A 17,420-nucleotide genomic window follows, 5' to 3' on the forward strand; every position below is an offset into this window, starting at 1 on the left:
TTCGCCCGAACCGTCCGTTTATCAGATGATTCGGCATTCGGCCGCGCCCCCGGGCCGTCGTCGCGGGTGCCGACACAGGGGATCGTCCGATTGCCACCTAGCACTCTATACACGAGAGTGCTAGCACTCAAGGCCACCCCGCTGCTTCCCGCGGAATTACGCTGTGAGCTCAGCCGACCTGGCCTTTTACCACCGGCAGCCCCGGGTCGCTCGGCACGTCCAGCGGCGACGGAGCCGCACCCGCGCCAACCAGGTGCGCGGCGAACGACGCGATCATCGCGCCGTTGTCGGTGCACAGCCGTGGCCTGGGGATACGCAGCGTCAGGCCGGCCTGCGCACAACGCTCGGTGGCCAGCTCCCGCAGCCGCGAGTTGGCGGCGACCCCGCCGGCGATCAGCAGCGTCCGCACACCAAGGCCGGTGGCGGCCCGGACGGCCTTCATGGTCAGCACGTCGGCGACGGCCTCCTGGAATCCGGCGGCGATGTCGGCCGTCACGGCGTCCGGATTGCTCTCCACGTACCGCGCGACCGCGGTCTTGAGGCCGGAGAAGCTGAACGTGTGCGGGTCATCCCGCGGGCCGGTCATGCCGCGCGGGAACGCGATCGCGTCGCGGTCGCCGGTGCGAGCCAGCTCGTCGAGGACCCGGCCGCCCGGATACCCCAGGCCCAGCAGGCGGGCCACCTTGTCGTAGGCCTCGCCCGCGGCGTCGTCGACGGTGCTGCCGAGCTCGACGATCGGCTCGCCGAGCGAGCGCACATGCAGCAGATGCGTATGCCCGCCGGACACCAGCAGCGCGACGCACTCGGGCAGCGGCCCGTGCTCGTAGACGTCGGCGGCCAGGTGTCCGCCCAGATGGTTCACCGCGTAGAACGGCACGTCCCAGGCGGCCGAATACGCTTTGGCCGCAGCCACTCCCACCAGCAGGGCGCCGGCCAGCCCGGGGCCAATGGTTGCGGCGACGACGTCCGGCTTGTCCAGTTGGGCGGCGTCGAGCGCGCGGCGCATAGCCGGTCCGAGCGCCTCCAGGTGGGCGCGGGAGGCGATTTCGGGGACCACACCGCCGAACCGGACGTGCTCGTCGACGCTGGAGGCCACCTCGTCGGCCAGCAGTGTGACGGTACCGTCGGCGTCGAGCCGGGCGATGCCGACTCCTGTTTCGTCACAAGAGGTTTCGATGGCCAGAATGGTTGTCATAGTGCTTCCCGCCGCATCGTGTACGCATCCGCGCCGCTGACTCGGTAGTAGCGCTTGCGCAGGCCGATCTGCTCGAAACCCACGCTACGGTAAAGCGCGATGGCGGCCTCGTTATCGGTGCGGACCTCCAGGTAGACGACGCCGCCGTCGGCGAACTCCAGCAGCTCCCCGAGCAGCCGGCGGCCGATGCCTCGGCCCTGGTACTGCGGGTCGACGCCGATCGTGTGCACCTCGTATTCGAAGGGCGGGGTGCGGCCCAACCTGGAGATGCCGGCGTAGCCGACGAGCAGGCCGGCGGCACGCGCACCCACGTAATGGTTATGGGCACTGGCCAATTCGCGATGGAACGCCGCCGCGGGCCAGGGGTCGTCGCCGTCGAACAGCTGGGCTTCCAGTTGGGCACACCGTTGCGCGTCGGCGCGGGTCAGCGCGCCGATCGTCACGGGTTCGCTGCAGGACGTCATCCCCGGTCCGCCAGGGGTTTGGCGTCGGGCCGGCGCAGGTACAACGCCACCAGCGGCAATGGGCGCTGCGACCAGTCGGGAACCGCGGCGACCAGGCCGGCCGCAGTGGGATGGACGGGCTCGCGGACCGCAAGACCGAACAGCGCCGCGTGTGCGGGCGAGCCGGCCACCGCCTTCGCGGGTCCGGGGTCGACGTCTCCGGGCGCATTGACCGACGGGCCGGCCATGCGGAACCCGTCGCTGTATCGGGCCCAGTACACCTCGCGCCGCCGGGCATCGGTAACCACCAGGGTGTCGCCCGTGGTCAGCGCGCCGATAGCGTCCAAACTGCAGACCCCCCGTACGGGGATATCCAGCGCATGGCCATAGGCGGCGGCCGAAGCCATCCCGGCGCGCAGACCGGTGAACGGGCCCGGGCCACAGCCGACCACGACGCCGTCGAGGTCGGCCATCGTCAGTCCGGCTTCGGCCAGCGCGGCAAGCACATTCGGGGTGAGCCGTTCGGCGTGGGCGCGGGCGTCGAGGGTGACCTGCTGGGCCAGCACCGTGCACTCGGCGCCGTCGCGGCGCACGATGCCGGCCGTCACCGCGGGAGTGGCGGTGTCCAGAGTCAAGATCAGGCTCACGACCGGCCCCACTCCCAAGTCACGACCCGCACGTCGGATCCGCGGACCCGCTCCAGCCGGATGTCGAGATGCCGTTCGGCGAGGCGTTCGGCCAGGCCCTCGCCCCACTCCACCACGACGACCGCGTCCTCGAGATCGGTGTCGAGGTCCAGTGAATCGAGTTCGGCGAGCAGGTCCGTGCCCTGGTGGTCCAGTAGCCGGTAGACGTCGACGTGAATCATCGTCGGCGCGCCCGCCTGCCGCGGCGGGTGCACGCGGGCCAACACGTACGTCGGTGAGGTGATCGGGCCGTCGACGTCCATTGCCTGGGCAATTCCCTTGGCTAACATAGTCTTTCCCGCTCCGAGCGGGCCGGACAGCACCACGACGTCACCGGCGCGCAGCTGCTGTCCCAACTGCGACCCGAGCGCGATCGTGTCCTCGACGCGCTCGCAGGTCGCCGTGCCCGCACCGGGTCTCAGTTCAGCCACGGCGCCGCAACCGTTGTCGAGTTCGCCGGTACCACAGGGTCATTCTGCCTGGAACGGCCCGATTGACCAGCCGAACCAGCCCCTCGTTGATGGCCTCGGGCTTGTCCAGCAAGGCCAGGTGACTGGCCCCGCTGACGATGACCAGCTCCGAGCGCGGCAACGAGGCTGCCATCTTCTGCGAGTACTCGTCTGGAGTGATCAGATCGTGGTCGCCGCAAGCGATCAGCGTCGGGATCCGCAGCAGCGTCCACAGGCCGGCGGTTTCGTCGTGGTTTTCCAGCGCGGTCAGGAACCCCACCAGCGTGGGAATCGGGGTGCCGTTCATCATCCGCTGGGAGAATGCGTCCAGGCTGCGGCTGACATGCAGATCGCTGTAGGACGCGGCCCGCAGTATCGGGCCGATCAGCGAGCGCGACACATTGCGGCCGCGGTGCATCAGCTTCGGCGCCGACCGTGCGGTGAACCGCAGTGCTTCCACCGCAGGGTTTTTCAGGATCTCACCCAGCGGTGAGCGGGTAACCCCTTCGGCGGCAGTGGAAATCAGCGCCGCCCCGACGATGCGGCTACCGTACTGGTCCGGGTACTGACGGGCATGCGACAACACCGTCATGCCGCCCATCGAATGGCCGACCAATACGACCACTCCACGCGGGGCGACCTCGGTCAGGACGCATTGCAGGTCCTGCCCGAGCTGGGTCAGCGTGTAGGTCTCGGGCGAGGCCGAGCCGGAGCGCCCATGCCCACGCTGGTCGTAGAAGACCATGCGCACCCGCGGTCCCCACTTCTCGGCGAGTCGCTTGCGCTGAAAGTAGAAGGCACCCATGCGCAGGCAGAAGCCGTGCACGAAGACCATCGTCAGCGCAGCGTCCAGCGGGCCGACTTCACGCACCGCCAACGGCACGCCGTCGGGTGTGGTCACCACATAGCTACGGTCGCTGCTGAGGCGCTCGAAATCCTCGTCGGCGTACGGGTCCTCGGTGAGCGTGACGCGCTGCGTCATCGACCGGCGAACCGAAGCGCCGACGATGGTGGCGACCGCCGTCAGCCCCGCGCCTCCCGCAAGCCAACCCCTTCCACTCAGGCGCCTGCGAGTTTCCTCATCGTTCAACGGTTTCGGCCTCGCGATAGGTCCTGGCGATGCGCCCCCGCGGGCTGGTGACCACTTCGTAATGGATGGTGCCGAGCAGATCGGCCCAGTCCTGGGCGGTGGGTTCACCAGTGGCGCCGGGGCCGAACAGAATCGCCTCGTCGCCTTCTGCCACGTCGACCGGTCCGGGACCGAGGTCGACCAGGAATTGGTCCATGCAGATCCGCCCGACGCCGGGGCGCCGCCTGCCGTTGATCAGCACTTCGAGCCGCCCGCCCAGCGACCGAAAGACACCGTCGGCGTAGCCGATCGGCAGCAGCGCCACGGTCGTGTCGTGCGGCGCGACCCAGGTGTGGGCGTAGGACACGCCCTCGCCCGCGCGGACCGATTTCACCAGTGCGACAGCGCATTTCACCGTCATTGCGGGCAGCAATCCCATGTCGCCGAGCTCGGGAACCGGACTCAGGCCGTAGACCGCGATTCCGGGCCGCACCATGTCGAAGGCCAGGTCGGGACGAGACATCGTGGCCGACGAATTCGACAGGTGGGCAATCTCGAACTCCACGCCCTGGTCGCGGGCGAACGCCAACATCTCGCGGAATCGTTGCGCCTGAACGTCATTGATGGGGTTGTCCGGCTGATCGGCGAAGACCAGGTGCGACATCAGTCCTCGCAGGCACAGGGCGCCGGCCGCGGCGCCGGAGCCCAATGCCTGCAGCATCGCCGGATATTCCGCGGCGGGCACGCCATTGCGGTTCAGCCCGGTGTCGACCTTGATGGTCACCGTCGCGGTGCGCCCCGTTCGGTTCGCCGCGTCGAGCACCTCGTCGAGCTGGCGCACCGACGACACGGCGATCTCGACGTCGGCGAGCAGCGCGGGACCGAAGTCGATGCCGGGCGGATGCAGCCAAGCAACCACCGGCGCGCAGATTCCGTCGGCCCGCAGCGCCAGGGCCTCGTCGACGGTCGCGACACCCAACTCCGCCGCCCCGGCCGTGAGCGCGGCCCGGGCGGCGCGGATGGCGCCGTGACCGTAGCCGTCGGCCTTAACGACGGCCATCACCTGCGCGGAGCCGGCGTGCTCGCGCAGTACCCGCACGTTGTGCGCGATTGCACCCAGGTCCACCACGGCCTCGGCGAGGACGCCCGGCGTCCGGGATATCGGCGTTACTGCCACGGCCCCCATTGTCCCAGAGACCCAAAAAACCCCGCGAAAGTGCAACCAGGGACACCGCTACTTGCGATTTGCGTCCCTAGATGCACTCTCGCGACGCACGACCGCTAGTGCGCGAAGTGCTCGCTGGTGTAGTGCCCGCCCGGCTTCAGCTTGTCCAGGGAGGCCAGCGCGCTGCGGGCATCGTCGTGCAGGGCCCGGGCCAGGTCGGCGGACAGCCCCTCGCGCACCACGACCCGCAGTACCGACACGTCGGAGGCGTTGTCGGGCATCGTGTAAGCGGGCACCTGCCAGCCGTACCCGCGCAGCTCGTGGGAGACGTCGAACTCGGTGTAACCCAGGCCGCGGGCCAGCCGGAAGCTGACCACCGGGATTGCCGAGCCGTCGGAGATCAGCTCGCAATGTTCGCCGTCCCGCAGCTGCTCGCCCAACCAGCGCGCAGTCGACGACAGCGTCTGCATGACCTGGGTGTAGCCCTCGCGGCCCAACCGCAGGAAGTTGTAGTACTGGCCGACGACCTGGTTGCCCGGGCGGGAGAAGTTCAACGTGAACGTCGGCATGTCGCCGCCCAGATAGTTCACATGGAAGACCAGATCCTCGGGCAGGTACTCCTTGCCGCGCCACACCACGAACCCGACGCCGGGGTAGGTAAGTCCGTACTTGTGGCCGCTGACGTTGATCGACACCACCCGCGGGAGCCGGAAATCCCACTTCAGCTCGGGATGCAGGAAGGGCACCACGAATCCGCCGCTGGCCGCGTCGACGTGCACCGGGACATCTACGCCCCCGTCGGCCGCCAGCTTGTCCAGGGCCGCGCAGATCTCGGCGATCGGTTCGAGCTCGCCGGTGTAGGTGGTGCCCAGGATCGCGACCACCCCGATGGTGTCCTCGTCGACGGCATCGACGACCTGCTCGGGGGTAATGACGTAACGCCCCTCCTCCATCGGCAAGTAACGCGGCTCGACGTCGAAGTAGCGGCAGAATTTCTCCCACACCACCTGGACGTTGGAGCCCATCACCAGGTTGGGGGTGCGCCCCTTCCAGGAGCCGACCTTTTCGCGCCAACGCCATTTCATCGCCAGACCGCCCAGCATCACCGCTTCGCTGGAACCGATGGTGGAGACCCCGGTCGCGCTGGACGGATCGTCGTCGCGCAGACCGTCGGCGTGAAAGAGGTCGGCCACCATGGACACACAGCGCTGCTCGATGGCCGCGGTCGCAGGGTATTCGTCCTTGTCGATCATGTTCTTGTCGAAGGTCTCGGCCATCAGCCGCCCGGCCTGGGGATCCATCCAGGTCGTCACGAAGGTGGCCAGGTTCAGCCGCGAGCTGCCATCGAGCATCAGCTCGTCGTGGATGAAGCGATAGGCGGCATCCGGGTCCATCGACTCCTCGGGCAGCCGCAGCGCGGGTATCGGCGCGGTGAACAGGCGGCCGGTGTAGGCGGGGGCGATCGAGTGCCCGGGGACGGACGGATGGCTGCCGGTCATGGCGATCCTCTCGTTGACGATTACAGAGCGGCCAGCGCGGCGCGGATGTGCGGCACGATGCGCGACGCCGAGGTGGGCGCCGCACCGGGACCCGGGTCCGCGGCCGAGAGGGCCGCGGCGCGGGCGTGGACGTAGGCGCCGGCGGCAGCCGCCTCGGCCGGCGGCAATCCCGCGGCCAGCAGCGCGCCGATCATCCCGGACAGCACGTCGCCGGAGCCGGCGGTGGCCGCCCAGGACTGCCCGGCCGGATTGAGGTAGACCGGGCCACCGGGGTCGGCGATGACGGTGACGTTGCCCTTGAGCAGGACGGTCGCGCCGAACGTGTCGGCCAGCTTGCGGGTGGCCGAGACCCGGTCGTCGCCGGGTGGCGCCCCGGCCAGTCGGGCGAACTCCCCCGCGTGCGGGGTGAGCACCGTCGGCGCACGACGACTGGCCACCAGCTCGGGGTGGGCGGCCAGAATCGTCAGCCCGTCGGCGTCGACCAGCACCGGCAGGTCGGTTTCCAGCGCGAACCACAAGGAGGCGGCACCGGCGTCGTCGGTGCCCAGACCCGGCCCGACCACCCAGGCCTGCACCTTCCCGGCCGCCGCGGGTGTGGGCGTCGCGATGACCTCGGGCCACACCGCGAGAACCTGGCTGTGCGCGCTGCCCGCGTAGCGCACCATGCCCGAGGTGGCCGCGACCGCGGCACCCGTGCACAGCACGGCCGCACCCGGATACGTCGACGAGCCGGCCAGGATACCCGTGACACCTTGGGTGTACTTGTCGTCGTGCGGCCCCGGAACCGGCCAGCGGGCCGCGACGTCTTCGTCCTCGAAACCGAGCACTGGTGCTTTTGAGGTGTCCGGCAGGTCGAGCCCGATGTCGACCAGCGTCACGTCACCGCAGTCGGCCAGCGCGTGCACGGGCTTGAGGCCACCGAACGTCACCGTCAGCGCGGCGTGCACCGCGGGGCCGGTGATCGCACCGGTCGCCACGTCGATGCCGCTGGGGATGTCGACGGCGACCACGGGGATTTGGTGAGCGTCGACCGCGGCGAACACTTCGGCCGCCGCCGGCCGCAGCGGACCCGAGCCGGAGATGCCGACCACGCCGTCGATGACGAGATCGGTTGTCGCCGAGACGCTCTCGACGATGCGACCGCCGGCTTTGCGGAATGCGGCCAGGCCCTTGCGGTGAGTGTGGTCCGGGCTGAGCAATACCGCGTCCGCGGCCGCGCCGCGCCGCAGCAGAAAGGTCGACGCCCACAGCGCGTCACCGCCGTTGTCGCCCGAGCCGACGACCGCACACACCCGCCGGCCGGCCACCCCGCCCGTGCGGGCCGTCAACTCGCCGATGATCTCGGTGGCCAGCCCGAAGGCCGCCCGCTTCATCAAGACGCCATCGGGCAGGCTGGCCAGCAGCGGCGCTTCGGCGTCGCGGATCGCATCCACAGAGTAGTAATGCCGCATCGAATTCAGCATTCCATGCTCGTCTGTGTTTTCGCACAGCAGTCGTTCAGCAGCCGTCCGTACATTCGGTGGTAGCGACGATTGGAGGCGCGATGGCGCGGACGGATGACGACACCTGGGACCTGGCAAATGGCGTGGGAGCCACCGCAACCGGCGTGGCCGTGGGCCGCGCACTGGCCACCCGAGCGGCTCAGCCACTGATCAACGACCCGTTCGCCGAGCCGCTGGTGCGCGCCGTCGGCGTGGAGTTTTTCACCCGGCTCGCCAGCGGCGAGCTGGATCCCGCCGAGGTTGACGACAACGGCGACTTCGGCATGGTGGGCATGGCGCTGATGATGGGCATCCGCACCCGATTCTTCGACGACTTCTTCGTGACCGCGGCCGCCGCGGGTGTCCGGCAGGTGGTGATTCTGGCCTCGGGACTGGACGCCCGCGCCTACCGGCTGCCCTGGCCGGACGCAACGACGGTGTTCGAGATCGACCAATCGCAGGTCATCGAGTTTAAGAGCGCAACCCTGGCCGACCTGGGTGCCGACCCGACGGCCAACCGGCGTGCGGTGCCCGTCGATTTGCGCCACGACTGGCCGGCCGCGCTGCGCGCTGCGGGGCTGGACCCCGGCAAGCCGACCGCATGGAGTGCCGAGGGTCTAATGCCGTTCTTGCCCCCCGAGGCCCAGGATCGGCTGCTGGACAACATCACTGAGCTCAGCGCGCCGGGAAGTCAGCTGGCCACCGAAAACCTGCAGGGCACCAGCGGTGCCATCCAGACGATGGCCGAGCGCATCGGTGAGGTCACCGATCAATGGCGCGAACACGGCTTCGACATCGAGATGACCGACCTCTGGTATGCGGGTGAACGCAACGACGTGGTCGACTACCTGCGGTCCCACGGCTGGCAAACGACCGCTAGGGCGGTGCCGGATCTGGCTGCGGATTATGGTCTTTCGCTGCCGCCCCGGCCGGCGGGTGACAACGAGGAGACGCTGTCGGCGATGCAGTACGTCACCGCGACGCGGAACTAGATCGGATCCTCGCGGGCGCGGAATCGTCGTATCGCGGCTCGGAACCGGGCCGGACTCCACGGCTTGTCTATTCTCGCCCGGGCCATCGGATAGAAGCAGAGCCCGATCAGGATCGACGTGAAGTGACCGACCGCGGTGAAGTTCAGCCCGTGTTTGGCCATCGTGATCAGAGGAAAGCCGAAGACGACCAGCAGCACGCCGAGGTAAAGCCAGCGCCATGGCCGCTCGATGCGATACGCCAACACGGCCATGATGCCGACCAGGAAGTAGCTGACCCCGATATCGCGGGAGCGCACCAGCCGTTCCGATGCGTCGTGTTCCTCAATCGCGAAGTACAGGATGCCTTCGCTGATGTAAGTCGAAAGGATGTGGCTGGTCAATCCCACGGTGAGCCAGTTCAAGTGGCCGAGCCAGTGTTCGGCCGGGGCGAGAAACAAGGTGAACAGCAGCAGGTAGGGCTCCAGGCTCTTGCCGTCGATCCACAGCAGGCTGGAAAACAGCACCGAAAGCGGATCGGTGCCCAACTCGTGGATGTTGGTGGAACGGTGCAGCAACACCGAGTGCAATTGCCGCCCGGAGAGCTGGTTTTGGATGACCGTGGTGATCATCAGCACCAGGAGCCAGCCGTAGGTCAGCGGCGCGCTGCTGACGAAATGCCAGACCCCGATAGCCAAGCTCCGTAGTCGCGCCCCCACCGATCCATCCGCCACGGCGTCCACCTTTGCATGCCCGGCGGCTTGGGCAAACTTTTATGCCGCCATTTCAGGTTCGGGTCGTAGATGGCGCCACCAGCAAAAGATGTACAGCACCATCGACATCACCAGTGTGACGATTACCCAGAGCGTGACCGTGACATCGACCCAGGATCCGATCGGGGGTGCGTCGGGCAACGCATTCCGCAGTGGTATCACGGCGAACAGCATTGCCGCGTACCACGTTGTCATCGGCGGCTGGAATTTTCGACGGTCGCGCGCCGTCTGGATGGCGACGAAGGCGCCGACTCCGGCAAGCGCGAGCATCACCACGACGATGACGGCCGCGAACGCCGCGATGCTGGGTGAGCGCCGCAGCTCCACTCGGTACGGCGACTGCAAACTACCCTCACCGGCAACGGAAAGCTGCCAGCCGGAGACACGGTCGACGAATTTCACCGGCAGCTGTTCGGGTCGCTCGGTGCCGTAGATGAGGTCGACCGTGATCGGGCCCGACTGATATTTGTCGAGGGGCCACACCGACGGATCGCCGCTAATCGTCAGCGGGACAGGGTATTCGCCGGGAAGCATGCCCTTCGTCCAGGCGCGTTTGCTGGGCGTGGCCGCGGAGTGGACCACGACGGCGAAGTCTGAGTTGAGGCCGCGGGTGACCGGATCCAGCAGCCCGGGCCCCGGCGTGATGGTGACGTCGGCGTGCAGCGCGCCCTTCATCGACTGGGTATCGAGGAAGTCGATCGTCACCGTGGTCCCGTCGGCCGACGGCTTGCCGGGGGTCAGTTGCAGCGGGCAGCCGCAACCGGACCTGGCGTAGAGCGCGACGGTGGTGACGTAGGCGCCGATGAAAAAGATCACCAGAGCCATGATCGAAAACTTCATGAACCGAGTGCCTCTGGCGAAGCCGTTCGATGCCAAGGTTGTCTCCCCCGCTGACTAGGCCGTCCGACATGCAGCACCCCGGCCAGACATACTAGCGGCTTCCCGCGCGGCGACCAGACGCTAAGCCGGCCGCTGCGAGGCCAGCTCGTCGGGTGCGGGCCGCAGATGCCGCCACCAGCACGAGATGTAGAGCCCCATCGAAATCACCAACACGACGATCACCCACAGCACGATCGTGACGTCGATGAAGGCTCCGAAGGGAGGCGCGTCGGGAAGCGCATTCCGCAATGGCACCACCGCGAACAGCATCGCCGCGTACCAGGTTGTCATCGGCGGCTGGAATTTGCGCTTGTCGCGCCAGGTCTGGACCGCGACAAAGAGCGCGAACGCGGCGAGCGCGATCAGGACACCGAGGATGACAACCGCGAACGCAACCGTGCTCATCGATCGGGACAGATCCACCTGGTAGGGGCCGAGCAGATCTACGTCGCTGATGCGGCTGACGTCGATATCCCAGCCGAGCAGACGATCGGCCATGGTCACCACCGCCGGCACCCGCGTGGACGTGGGGCCGGATAAGAGCTCGGAGACGATGGGCCCCGAGTGGTACTCGTCCAGCGGCCAGACCGCGACTTCACCGCCCACAGCCAGTGAAACCCGAAACACGTCGGGCACAGTGCCTTTCGGCCACGTCCTCTTGCTGGCCGTCACCGCCGACGTGACCGCGATGGTGAGATCTTCCTTGAGATTGTGGGTTCGCGGGTCGAGTAGCGCGGGTCCGGGGAAGACGCTGACGTTGGCGACGAGCAGGCTGTTGGCCGACTGAACTTCCTGGACATCGATGGTCACCCGGGTCAGGTCGGGCTCCGACTGACCTCGAACGACAATACTGCGGTGGCTCAGGCCGCCGTCAACGTACAGCGCCACCGAGACGCCGTAGGCCGCGAGGAACAACACGACACCGACGATGCCGAATATCCTGCGGTGGCTATTCAACGGTGACCGACTTGGCCAGATTTCTCGGTTTGTCGACGTCGTATCCACGGGCTTGGGCCACCGACGCGGCAAACACCTGCAGCGGGATGGTCGATAGCAGTGGCTGCAAAAGCGTTGACACCGAGGGTATTTCGATCAAATGATCGGCGTAGGGACGCACGGTGTCATCCCCTTCCTCGGCGATGACGATGGTCACCGCACCACGCGTCTGAATCTCGCGAATGTTCGACATCAACTTCGCGTGCAGGGTAGCCGACCCCTTGGGTGAGGGCATCACGACGATGACCGGCAGATTGTCCTCGATCAGCGCGATCGGGCCGTGCTTGAGCTCGCCGGCGGCGAAACCCTCGGCGTGCATGTAGGCCAGCTCTTTGAGTTTGAGCGCGCCTTCCAGCGCCACCGGGTAGCCGACATGGCGGCCCAGGAACAGCACGGTCGAGGATTGGGCGAATCGATAGGCAAGGGCGGCAACGGGTTCGATGGTCGCGAGCACCCGCGACACGATCTCGGGCATCGCTTCCAGCTCACGGTATTCGCGCTCGACCTCGTCGGGGTACTTGGTGCCGCGGGCCTGCGCGAGCGCGAGGCCGACCAGGTAGTTGGCAGTGATCTGGGCCAGGAAGGTCTTCGTCGAGGCCACCCCGATTTCCGGGCCGGCGCGTGTGTAGAGCACCGCGTCGCATTCGCGGGGGATCTGCGAGCCGTTGGTGTTGCAGATCGCCAGCACCTTAGCCTTCTGCGCCTTGGCGTGGCGGACCGCTTCCAGAGTGTCCGCGGTTTCACCGGACTGCGAGATGGCGACCACGAGTGTGCTGCGGTCCAAAACCGGGTCTCGGTACCGGAATTCGCTGGCAAGCTCGACTTCCACCGGCAGTCGCGTCCAATGCTCGATCGCATACTTCGCCAGCAGTCCCGAGTGATACGCGGTGCCGCAGGCTACGACGAATACCTTGTCGACCTCGCGCAGTTCCTGATCGGAGAGACGTTGCTCGTCGAGGACGATGCGGCCGTTGACGAAATGGCCGAGCAGCGTCTCGGCCACCGCCGTGGGTTGCTCGGCGATCTCCTTGAGCATGAAGTACTCGTAGCCACCCTTTTCGGCGGCGGCGAGGTCCCAATCGATATGGAACTCGCGATAATCGACGTCTTCGTTGCCGTCGAAGTCGGTGATCCGGTAGCCGTGGGCGGTGAGCACCACGCATTGGTCCTGGCCGAGTTCGACGGCGTTACGGGTGTGCGGAATGAAGGCCGCCACGTCCGAGCCGACGAACATCTCACCGTCGCCGACACCGACCACCAGCGGCGTCGACCGTCGCGCGGCCACGATGGTGCCGGGCTCGTCGGCATTGGCGAACACCAGCGTGAAGTGACCCTCCAGCCGGCGCAGCACGGCGAGGACCGAAGCGGCGAAGTCGCCGGCCGTCTCACCCTCGCGGTACGCCCGGGCGACCAGGTGCACGGCGACCTCGGTGTCGGTGTCGCTGGCGAACTCGACCCCAGCCGCCTCCAGCTCCTGACGCAGGGTCGCGAAGTTCTCGATGATGCCGTTGTGGACGACGGCGATCTTGCCGGCGGCGTCGCGGTGCGGGTGCGCGTTGCGGTCCGTCGGACGGCCGTGGGTGGCCCAGCGCGTGTGGCCCAGGCCGGTGGTGGCACCCAGGTCCGTGGCCGGCATCTCGGCCACCGCTTTGTCCAGGTTTTCCAGTCGGCCGGCGCGGCGGCGCACGGTGAGCCGGCCGGTGCCGTCGACCAGCGCGATGCCCGACGAGTCGTAGCCGCGATACTCCATGCGGCGAAGTGCGTCCATGACGACTTGGCAGGCAGGGGCCTGCCCGACGTAGCCGACAATTCCGCACATTGTGACCAGGGTAGTGCAGATGAAGCGCCCGCTCGGCCCGCTGCCAGGCCCACCCCGATCGAGGGTGCGCTCAGGGCGGCTTTTGGGCCGAAATGTCGCCCTGAGCTCACACTCTGCGCCCTGAAGTGACACAGGACGCCCAGCCGGTAACGTTTGGCCCGCCCACCAGCGCGAAAGGCCCGTCTTGACCGACCCGTACCGCCGCTTCTCCGTCAGGCTCCACGAGCACACCGGCATCGTGTTCTTTTGGGTCCAGCGCAGCATTACCTGCACCGGAACGCTCGAGCAATGCGAGAAGGCATACCGCGATGCGCAGCGGCATTGCCTGGTCACTGGCTGGTGGGGTCTGGTGTCGTTCTTCCTGATGAACCCGATAGCGCTGATCTCGAACTACACGGCGATTCGGCGAGTGCGCGCCCAGGCGAAGGAAGCCCCGGCGCCGCACCTCGCGACACCCTATGCCCCCGCCGGCCAGGCAGCTCCCGCCGTTGCACCACGCCAGGCCGTCGCGCCGCACCCAGCCGCCCCACCCCGACCGGTCGGGCCGCCGCCGGGCTGGTACCCCGACCCGGGCGGGCCGGGGCAGCGGTACTGGGACGGTGTCGCGTGGACTCACTGGACCCATCCCCGCTAACGTCGACGGGTGGCCCGCATCCGCAAGCTCGTCACCGCCCTCAGCCGCCGTGGCCCGCACAAGGTTTTGCGTGGTGACCTCGCTTTCGCCGGACTGCCAGGAGTGGTGTACACCCCCGAATCCGGGCTGAACCTGCCCGGTATCGCCTTCGGCCACGACTGGCTCACCGGCACTGCCCGCTATTCGGGTCTGCTCGAGCATCTGGCGTCGTGGGGCATCGTGGCCGGCGCGCCCGACACCGAGCGGGGGCTGGCGCCGTCGGTCCTCAACCTGGCCTCCGATCTGGGCACCGCGCTCGACATCGTGGCGGGGGTGCGGCTGGGGCCGGGCAACATCAGCGTGCACCCGGCAAAGCTCGGCGTGGTGGGCCATGGCTTCGGCGCCTCGGCGGCCGTGTTCGCCGCTGCCGGAATGCCGACCGCGCTGGCTGCGGCCGTCGCGGTGTTTCCGACCGTCACGACTCCCCCGGCCGAGCAGCCGGCCGCGTCGCTGAAGGTCCCGGGGTTGATCCTGACCGCGCCGGATGATCCAAAGACGTTGAACGCCAACGCGCTTGCGCTTTCCAGCGCGTGGAGTTCGGCCACGCTGCGCATCGTCAGCAAGGCTGAACCCCGCGGGCTTGGTGAGGGCCGACGACTGGCGTCGGTGTTCGGGCTACCCGGTTCCCATCGCCGCACCCAGCGATCGGTGCGCGCCCTGCTGACCGGATACCTGCTCGCCACACTGGCCGGTGACAAGACCTATCGCGAATTCGCCGATCCAGACGTGGTGCTGCCCAAGACAACTCCGGTCGATCCCGAGGCCGAACCGGTCGCCCTCGAAGAGAAGATCGTCGCGCTGCTGAAGTAGCGTTCGCCGGGCCGGCGCGACGTCGGCTGCCCCGCCATCGGGCGCCGTCAGCGGCGTGATTAAGTGTCGTTCATGCGAATCGGAATCGCCCTGGACTATTCCGGCGGCTTTCACGAAGCCGTCGACCGCATCGTCGAACTCGAGAAGGCCGGCCTCGACATCGCCGTGGTGGCCGAGGCGTATTCCTACGACGCCATCAGCCAGCTGGGGTATCTGGCCGCCAAGACCAACACCATCGAATTGGCCACCGGCGTCGTTCCCCTCTACATCCGTACGCCGTCGCTACTGGCGATGACCGCCGCGGGCCTGGATTTCGTGTCGGGCGGCCGGTTCCGCCTCGGCATCGGGACCTCGGGGCCTCAGGTGATGGAGGGGTTTCACGGCGTCGCGTTCGACGCCCCGCTCGGGCGCACCCGCGAGGTCGTGGAGATCTGCCGCAAGGTGTGGCGGCGCGAGCGGGTGCAATACGACGGCAAGTACTATCAACTGCCGCTGCCGCCGGACCGTGGCACCGGTTTGGGCAAGCCGCTCGCGCTCATCAATCACCCTGTGCGCGAACGTATTCCGATAACAATCGCGGCGCTGGGCCCGAAGAACGTCGAGCTCACCGCGGAGATCGCCGAGGGCTGGCAACCGGTGTTCTACCTTCCGGAGAAGGCCCACGCCGTCTGGGGCGAGGCGCTGGCTGCCGGCACCGCCAAACGGGATCCGGCCCTGGGCCCGCTGGACACCATGGTGCACGCGTCGGTGGCGATCGGCGACAACGTCGAGGAGCGGCTGGCCTGGGTCAAGCCGCAGCTGGCGCTCTATCTCGGTGGCATGGGCGCCAAGGGCAAAAACTTCTACCACAACCTGGCCACGCGTTACGGCTACGGCGAGGTCGCGGACAAGATCCAAGAGCTGTATCTGACCGGCCGCAAGAGTGAGGCCGTCGACTTGGTGCCCGACGAGCTGGTGCGGGGTATGTCGCTGATCGGTCCGCGCGGTTTCGTCAAGGAGCGCATCGCCGCCTTCGCCGAGTCCGGCGTGACGACGCTGTTGGCAAGTCCGGCGGCGGCCGACCCTCAAGAGGCGGTGCGCTTCGTCGAAGAGGTGCTCGAATTGCGGGACGCCTGAGGCGTCACTGCCCTGCCTGCGGAACCTGGTCTGCGGCAATCTCACACGGCGTCGCCCCGTCTGCTGGCGGCGCCGGGGCGGCCGCCGGCGTTGGCGGCGGGGTAGGTGGCTCGGCGGGGGCCGGCTCGCCAACCGGTAGTGGCGGCGTCTCGGCGGCCGGCGGGGCACTCACCGGCTGAGCCTCGTCGGCTTCCTTTGGCTCATCGGTCTTTTCAGCATCGGCCTGGTCACGTTCTTCGTGGTCGTCGTCGTCATGCTCGTCGTCGGGTTTGAACGGATCCTCATCCTCGTCGAACGGGTCGTCACCCAGTGGATCGTCGAGCCCCGACGAGTCGCCGAGCCCGTCTGTCGCCGAACCCAGCAGACCACTCAGTGCGTCAACGATGCGGCCGGCCAGCCCGCTGAGGCCGCCCAGACCGCCGGCTCCACCACCCGGATCCCCGAGTGCGCCGGCACCCGTCGGCAGGGCAGCAGCATCGCCCAGGCCGGCGCCCACGTCAGACAGCGGTGGCGCAGCGGCCAATACCGGTGGTGTGGGGTCCGAAAGCGGTGGCGCGGCGGGCGTCGGAGCCGCAGCGGGGGCGTTGGCTACCGGTAGGGGGGCCGGGGCCGGCGCGACGGCAGAAAGCACCGCCGCGGGTGCCGTCGCGGCCGCAGGCGGCTGGGGAGGTAACCCCGGGGACGGTTGGGGTAGTTGGAAACCGGGGCCGAGGTCGCCGGGCATGTCGAAGTACGCTGCGGGTGCGGCGGCCATCCGGTCGTTCACCATGTCGTAGGCAGTGCCGAACGCGGCCGTCGACGAGCGCATGGCCGTCAGCCAATCATTACGAATGTCGTTGTCCACGTAAGCCATTACCTGCCCACGGACGACTTGCTCCGCCGTCGACCGCTCCCCCGCCCCGGCCGTCACCACCGCGGCCGCGGCCAACCACGCCGATCGCTGCGTCTGGCTGCGATCGTCGATGGCGATGGCAGCACCGACCTTGGAGTCGAGCAGGTACCACAAGTTGTCGCGTAGCGATTCGCACCGCTGCGCGGCAGCGCGCACCTCGGTGGCGACCACGTTGGCAGCATCGCAATGGCTTTGCAAGAACGCGACGGCGACGTCGCTTCCCGCCCCCGTCCAGGCCGCCACCAGCTCGGCGACCTGATCCTGTTGAATCCGCAAGCCCTCCAATGCCGCAGCGCCGGCCGCCCGCAGCGCAGCGCAGTCGCGGTCGAGGACACGAAGGTCGAGGCCGTCTTCACTGTCGAACCAGTCGCGGATCTGCGACGGCTGCGACGTCAAGTCCGGATGCTCGTATCCCATTGTCTGACAAGCCCGTACGTAGGCCTGCGTGTGTTCGATCGCGACCCGGCCCTCGGCGAGGCGTTCGGCGACGTCCAACCGGTCGGCCAC

Annotated in this window: 17 protein-coding genes; 4 read left to right on the forward strand and 13 right to left on the reverse strand. The window is 68.0% G+C overall.

Annotated elements, in window-relative coordinates; translation table 11 throughout:
- Positions 1-169 precede the first annotated feature (169 nt).
- The 8 genes from tsaD to AAHS21_RS00360 all read right to left on the reverse strand — a co-directional run bounded on the left by tsaD (position 170) and on the right by AAHS21_RS00360 (position 7,957).
- Positions 170-1,195 carry a tRNA (adenosine(37)-N6)-threonylcarbamoyltransferase complex transferase subunit TsaD gene (gene tsaD, locus AAHS21_RS00325; protein ID WP_342925771.1) on the reverse strand — a complete coding sequence of 342 codons (1,026 nt, stop codon included), beginning with the start codon at positions 1,193-1,195 and terminating at the stop codon, positions 170-172.
- Positions 1,192-1,659 (reverse strand): ribosomal protein S18-alanine N-acetyltransferase, encoded by a 468-nt coding sequence (gene rimI, locus AAHS21_RS00330; RefSeq protein ID WP_342925772.1) that lies wholly within the window; start codon positions 1,657-1,659, stop codon positions 1,192-1,194. The genes tsaD and rimI overlap by 4 nt, the downstream gene beginning before the upstream one ends.
- Positions 1,656-2,297 carry a tRNA (adenosine(37)-N6)-threonylcarbamoyltransferase complex dimerization subunit type 1 TsaB gene (tsaB, locus tag AAHS21_RS00335; protein WP_342925773.1) on the reverse strand — a complete coding sequence of 214 codons (642 nt, stop codon included), beginning with the start codon at positions 2,295-2,297 and terminating at the stop codon, positions 1,656-1,658. The genes rimI and tsaB overlap by 4 nt, the downstream gene beginning before the upstream one ends.
- Positions 2,282-2,755 carry a tRNA (adenosine(37)-N6)-threonylcarbamoyltransferase complex ATPase subunit type 1 TsaE gene (gene tsaE, locus AAHS21_RS00340; RefSeq protein WP_342925774.1) on the reverse strand — a complete coding sequence of 158 codons (474 nt, stop codon included), beginning with the start codon at positions 2,753-2,755 and terminating at the stop codon, positions 2,282-2,284. The genes tsaB and tsaE overlap by 16 nt, the downstream gene beginning before the upstream one ends.
- The gene (locus AAHS21_RS00345) at positions 2,748-3,800 is read right to left on the reverse strand and encodes an alpha/beta hydrolase (protein WP_342926518.1); all 1,053 of its coding nucleotides are present in this window, start codon (positions 3,798-3,800) and stop codon (positions 2,748-2,750) included. The genes tsaE and AAHS21_RS00345 overlap by 8 nt, the downstream gene beginning before the upstream one ends.
- 52 nt (positions 3,801-3,852) lie before the next feature.
- On the reverse strand, positions 3,853-5,019 hold the full coding sequence (gene alr / locus AAHS21_RS00350; RefSeq protein ID WP_342925775.1) for an alanine racemase: 1,167 nt from the start codon (positions 5,017-5,019) through the stop codon (positions 3,853-3,855).
- 104 nt (positions 5,020-5,123) lie between these two features.
- Complete coding sequence (locus AAHS21_RS00355) at positions 5,124-6,506, reverse strand: glutamate decarboxylase (protein WP_342925776.1); 1,383 nt, start codon at positions 6,504-6,506, stop codon at positions 5,124-5,126.
- Positions 6,507-6,526: 20 nt separating this feature from the next.
- A complete protein-coding gene (locus AAHS21_RS00360) occupies positions 6,527-7,957 on the reverse strand; it encodes an NAD(P)H-hydrate dehydratase (RefSeq protein WP_342926519.1) in 1,431 nt (476 codons plus the stop codon).
- 92 nt (positions 7,958-8,049) lie between these two features.
- Between AAHS21_RS00360 and AAHS21_RS00365 the strand changes: the two genes are divergently transcribed.
- The gene (locus AAHS21_RS00365) at positions 8,050-8,979 is read left to right on the forward strand and encodes a class I SAM-dependent methyltransferase (RefSeq protein ID WP_342925777.1); all 930 of its coding nucleotides are present in this window, start codon (positions 8,050-8,052) and stop codon (positions 8,977-8,979) included.
- On the opposite strand, the gene AAHS21_RS00370 is transcribed toward AAHS21_RS00365, so the two are convergent.
- The 4 genes from AAHS21_RS00370 to glmS all read right to left on the reverse strand — a co-directional run bounded on the left by AAHS21_RS00370 (position 8,976) and on the right by glmS (position 13,422).
- Positions 8,976-9,689 carry a rhomboid-like protein gene (locus tag AAHS21_RS00370; protein ID WP_342925778.1) on the reverse strand — a complete coding sequence of 238 codons (714 nt, stop codon included), beginning with the start codon at positions 9,687-9,689 and terminating at the stop codon, positions 8,976-8,978. The two genes, AAHS21_RS00365 and AAHS21_RS00370, sit on opposite strands and share 4 nt — an antisense overlap.
- Positions 9,690-9,728: 39 nt before the next feature.
- On the reverse strand, positions 9,729-10,568 hold the full coding sequence (locus AAHS21_RS00375) for a DUF4436 domain-containing protein (protein ID WP_342925779.1): 840 nt from the start codon (positions 10,566-10,568) through the stop codon (positions 9,729-9,731).
- 120 nt (positions 10,569-10,688) lie between these two features.
- Positions 10,689-11,525, reverse strand: a complete 837-nt coding sequence (locus AAHS21_RS00380; protein WP_342925780.1) for a DUF4436 domain-containing protein — start codon at positions 11,523-11,525, stop codon at positions 10,689-10,691.
- A gap of 31 nt (positions 11,526-11,556) precedes the next feature.
- Entirely contained in the window at positions 11,557-13,422 is a 1,866-nt protein-coding gene (gene glmS / locus AAHS21_RS00385; RefSeq protein WP_342925781.1) for a glutamine--fructose-6-phosphate transaminase (isomerizing), read from the reverse strand.
- A 184-nt stretch (positions 13,423-13,606) separates the two neighbouring features.
- Here glmS and AAHS21_RS00390 point away from each other — a divergent pair, with 184 nt between their 5' ends.
- From AAHS21_RS00390 to AAHS21_RS00400, 3 genes are all read left to right on the forward strand, one after another.
- Positions 13,607-14,056 (forward strand): DUF2510 domain-containing protein, encoded by a 450-nt coding sequence (locus tag AAHS21_RS00390; protein ID WP_342925782.1) that lies wholly within the window; start codon positions 13,607-13,609, stop codon positions 14,054-14,056.
- 9 nt (positions 14,057-14,065) lie between these two features.
- Positions 14,066-14,905 (forward strand): dienelactone hydrolase family protein, encoded by an 840-nt coding sequence (locus AAHS21_RS00395; protein WP_342925783.1) that lies wholly within the window; start codon positions 14,066-14,068, stop codon positions 14,903-14,905.
- 72 nt (positions 14,906-14,977) lie between these two features.
- Positions 14,978-16,021, forward strand: coding sequence for an LLM class F420-dependent oxidoreductase (locus AAHS21_RS00400; RefSeq protein WP_342925784.1), 1,044 nt, complete (start codon positions 14,978-14,980; stop codon positions 16,019-16,021).
- Positions 16,022-16,025: 4 nt separating this feature from the next.
- On the opposite strand, the gene AAHS21_RS00405 is transcribed toward AAHS21_RS00400, so the two are convergent.
- Positions 16,026-17,420, reverse strand: a complete 1,395-nt coding sequence (locus tag AAHS21_RS00405; protein ID WP_342925785.1) for a hypothetical protein — start codon at positions 17,418-17,420, stop codon at positions 16,026-16,028.

Source organism: Mycobacterium sp. 050272 (assembly GCF_039023525.1).
Classification (GTDB): Bacteria; Actinomycetota; Actinomycetes; order Mycobacteriales; family Mycobacteriaceae; genus Mycobacterium.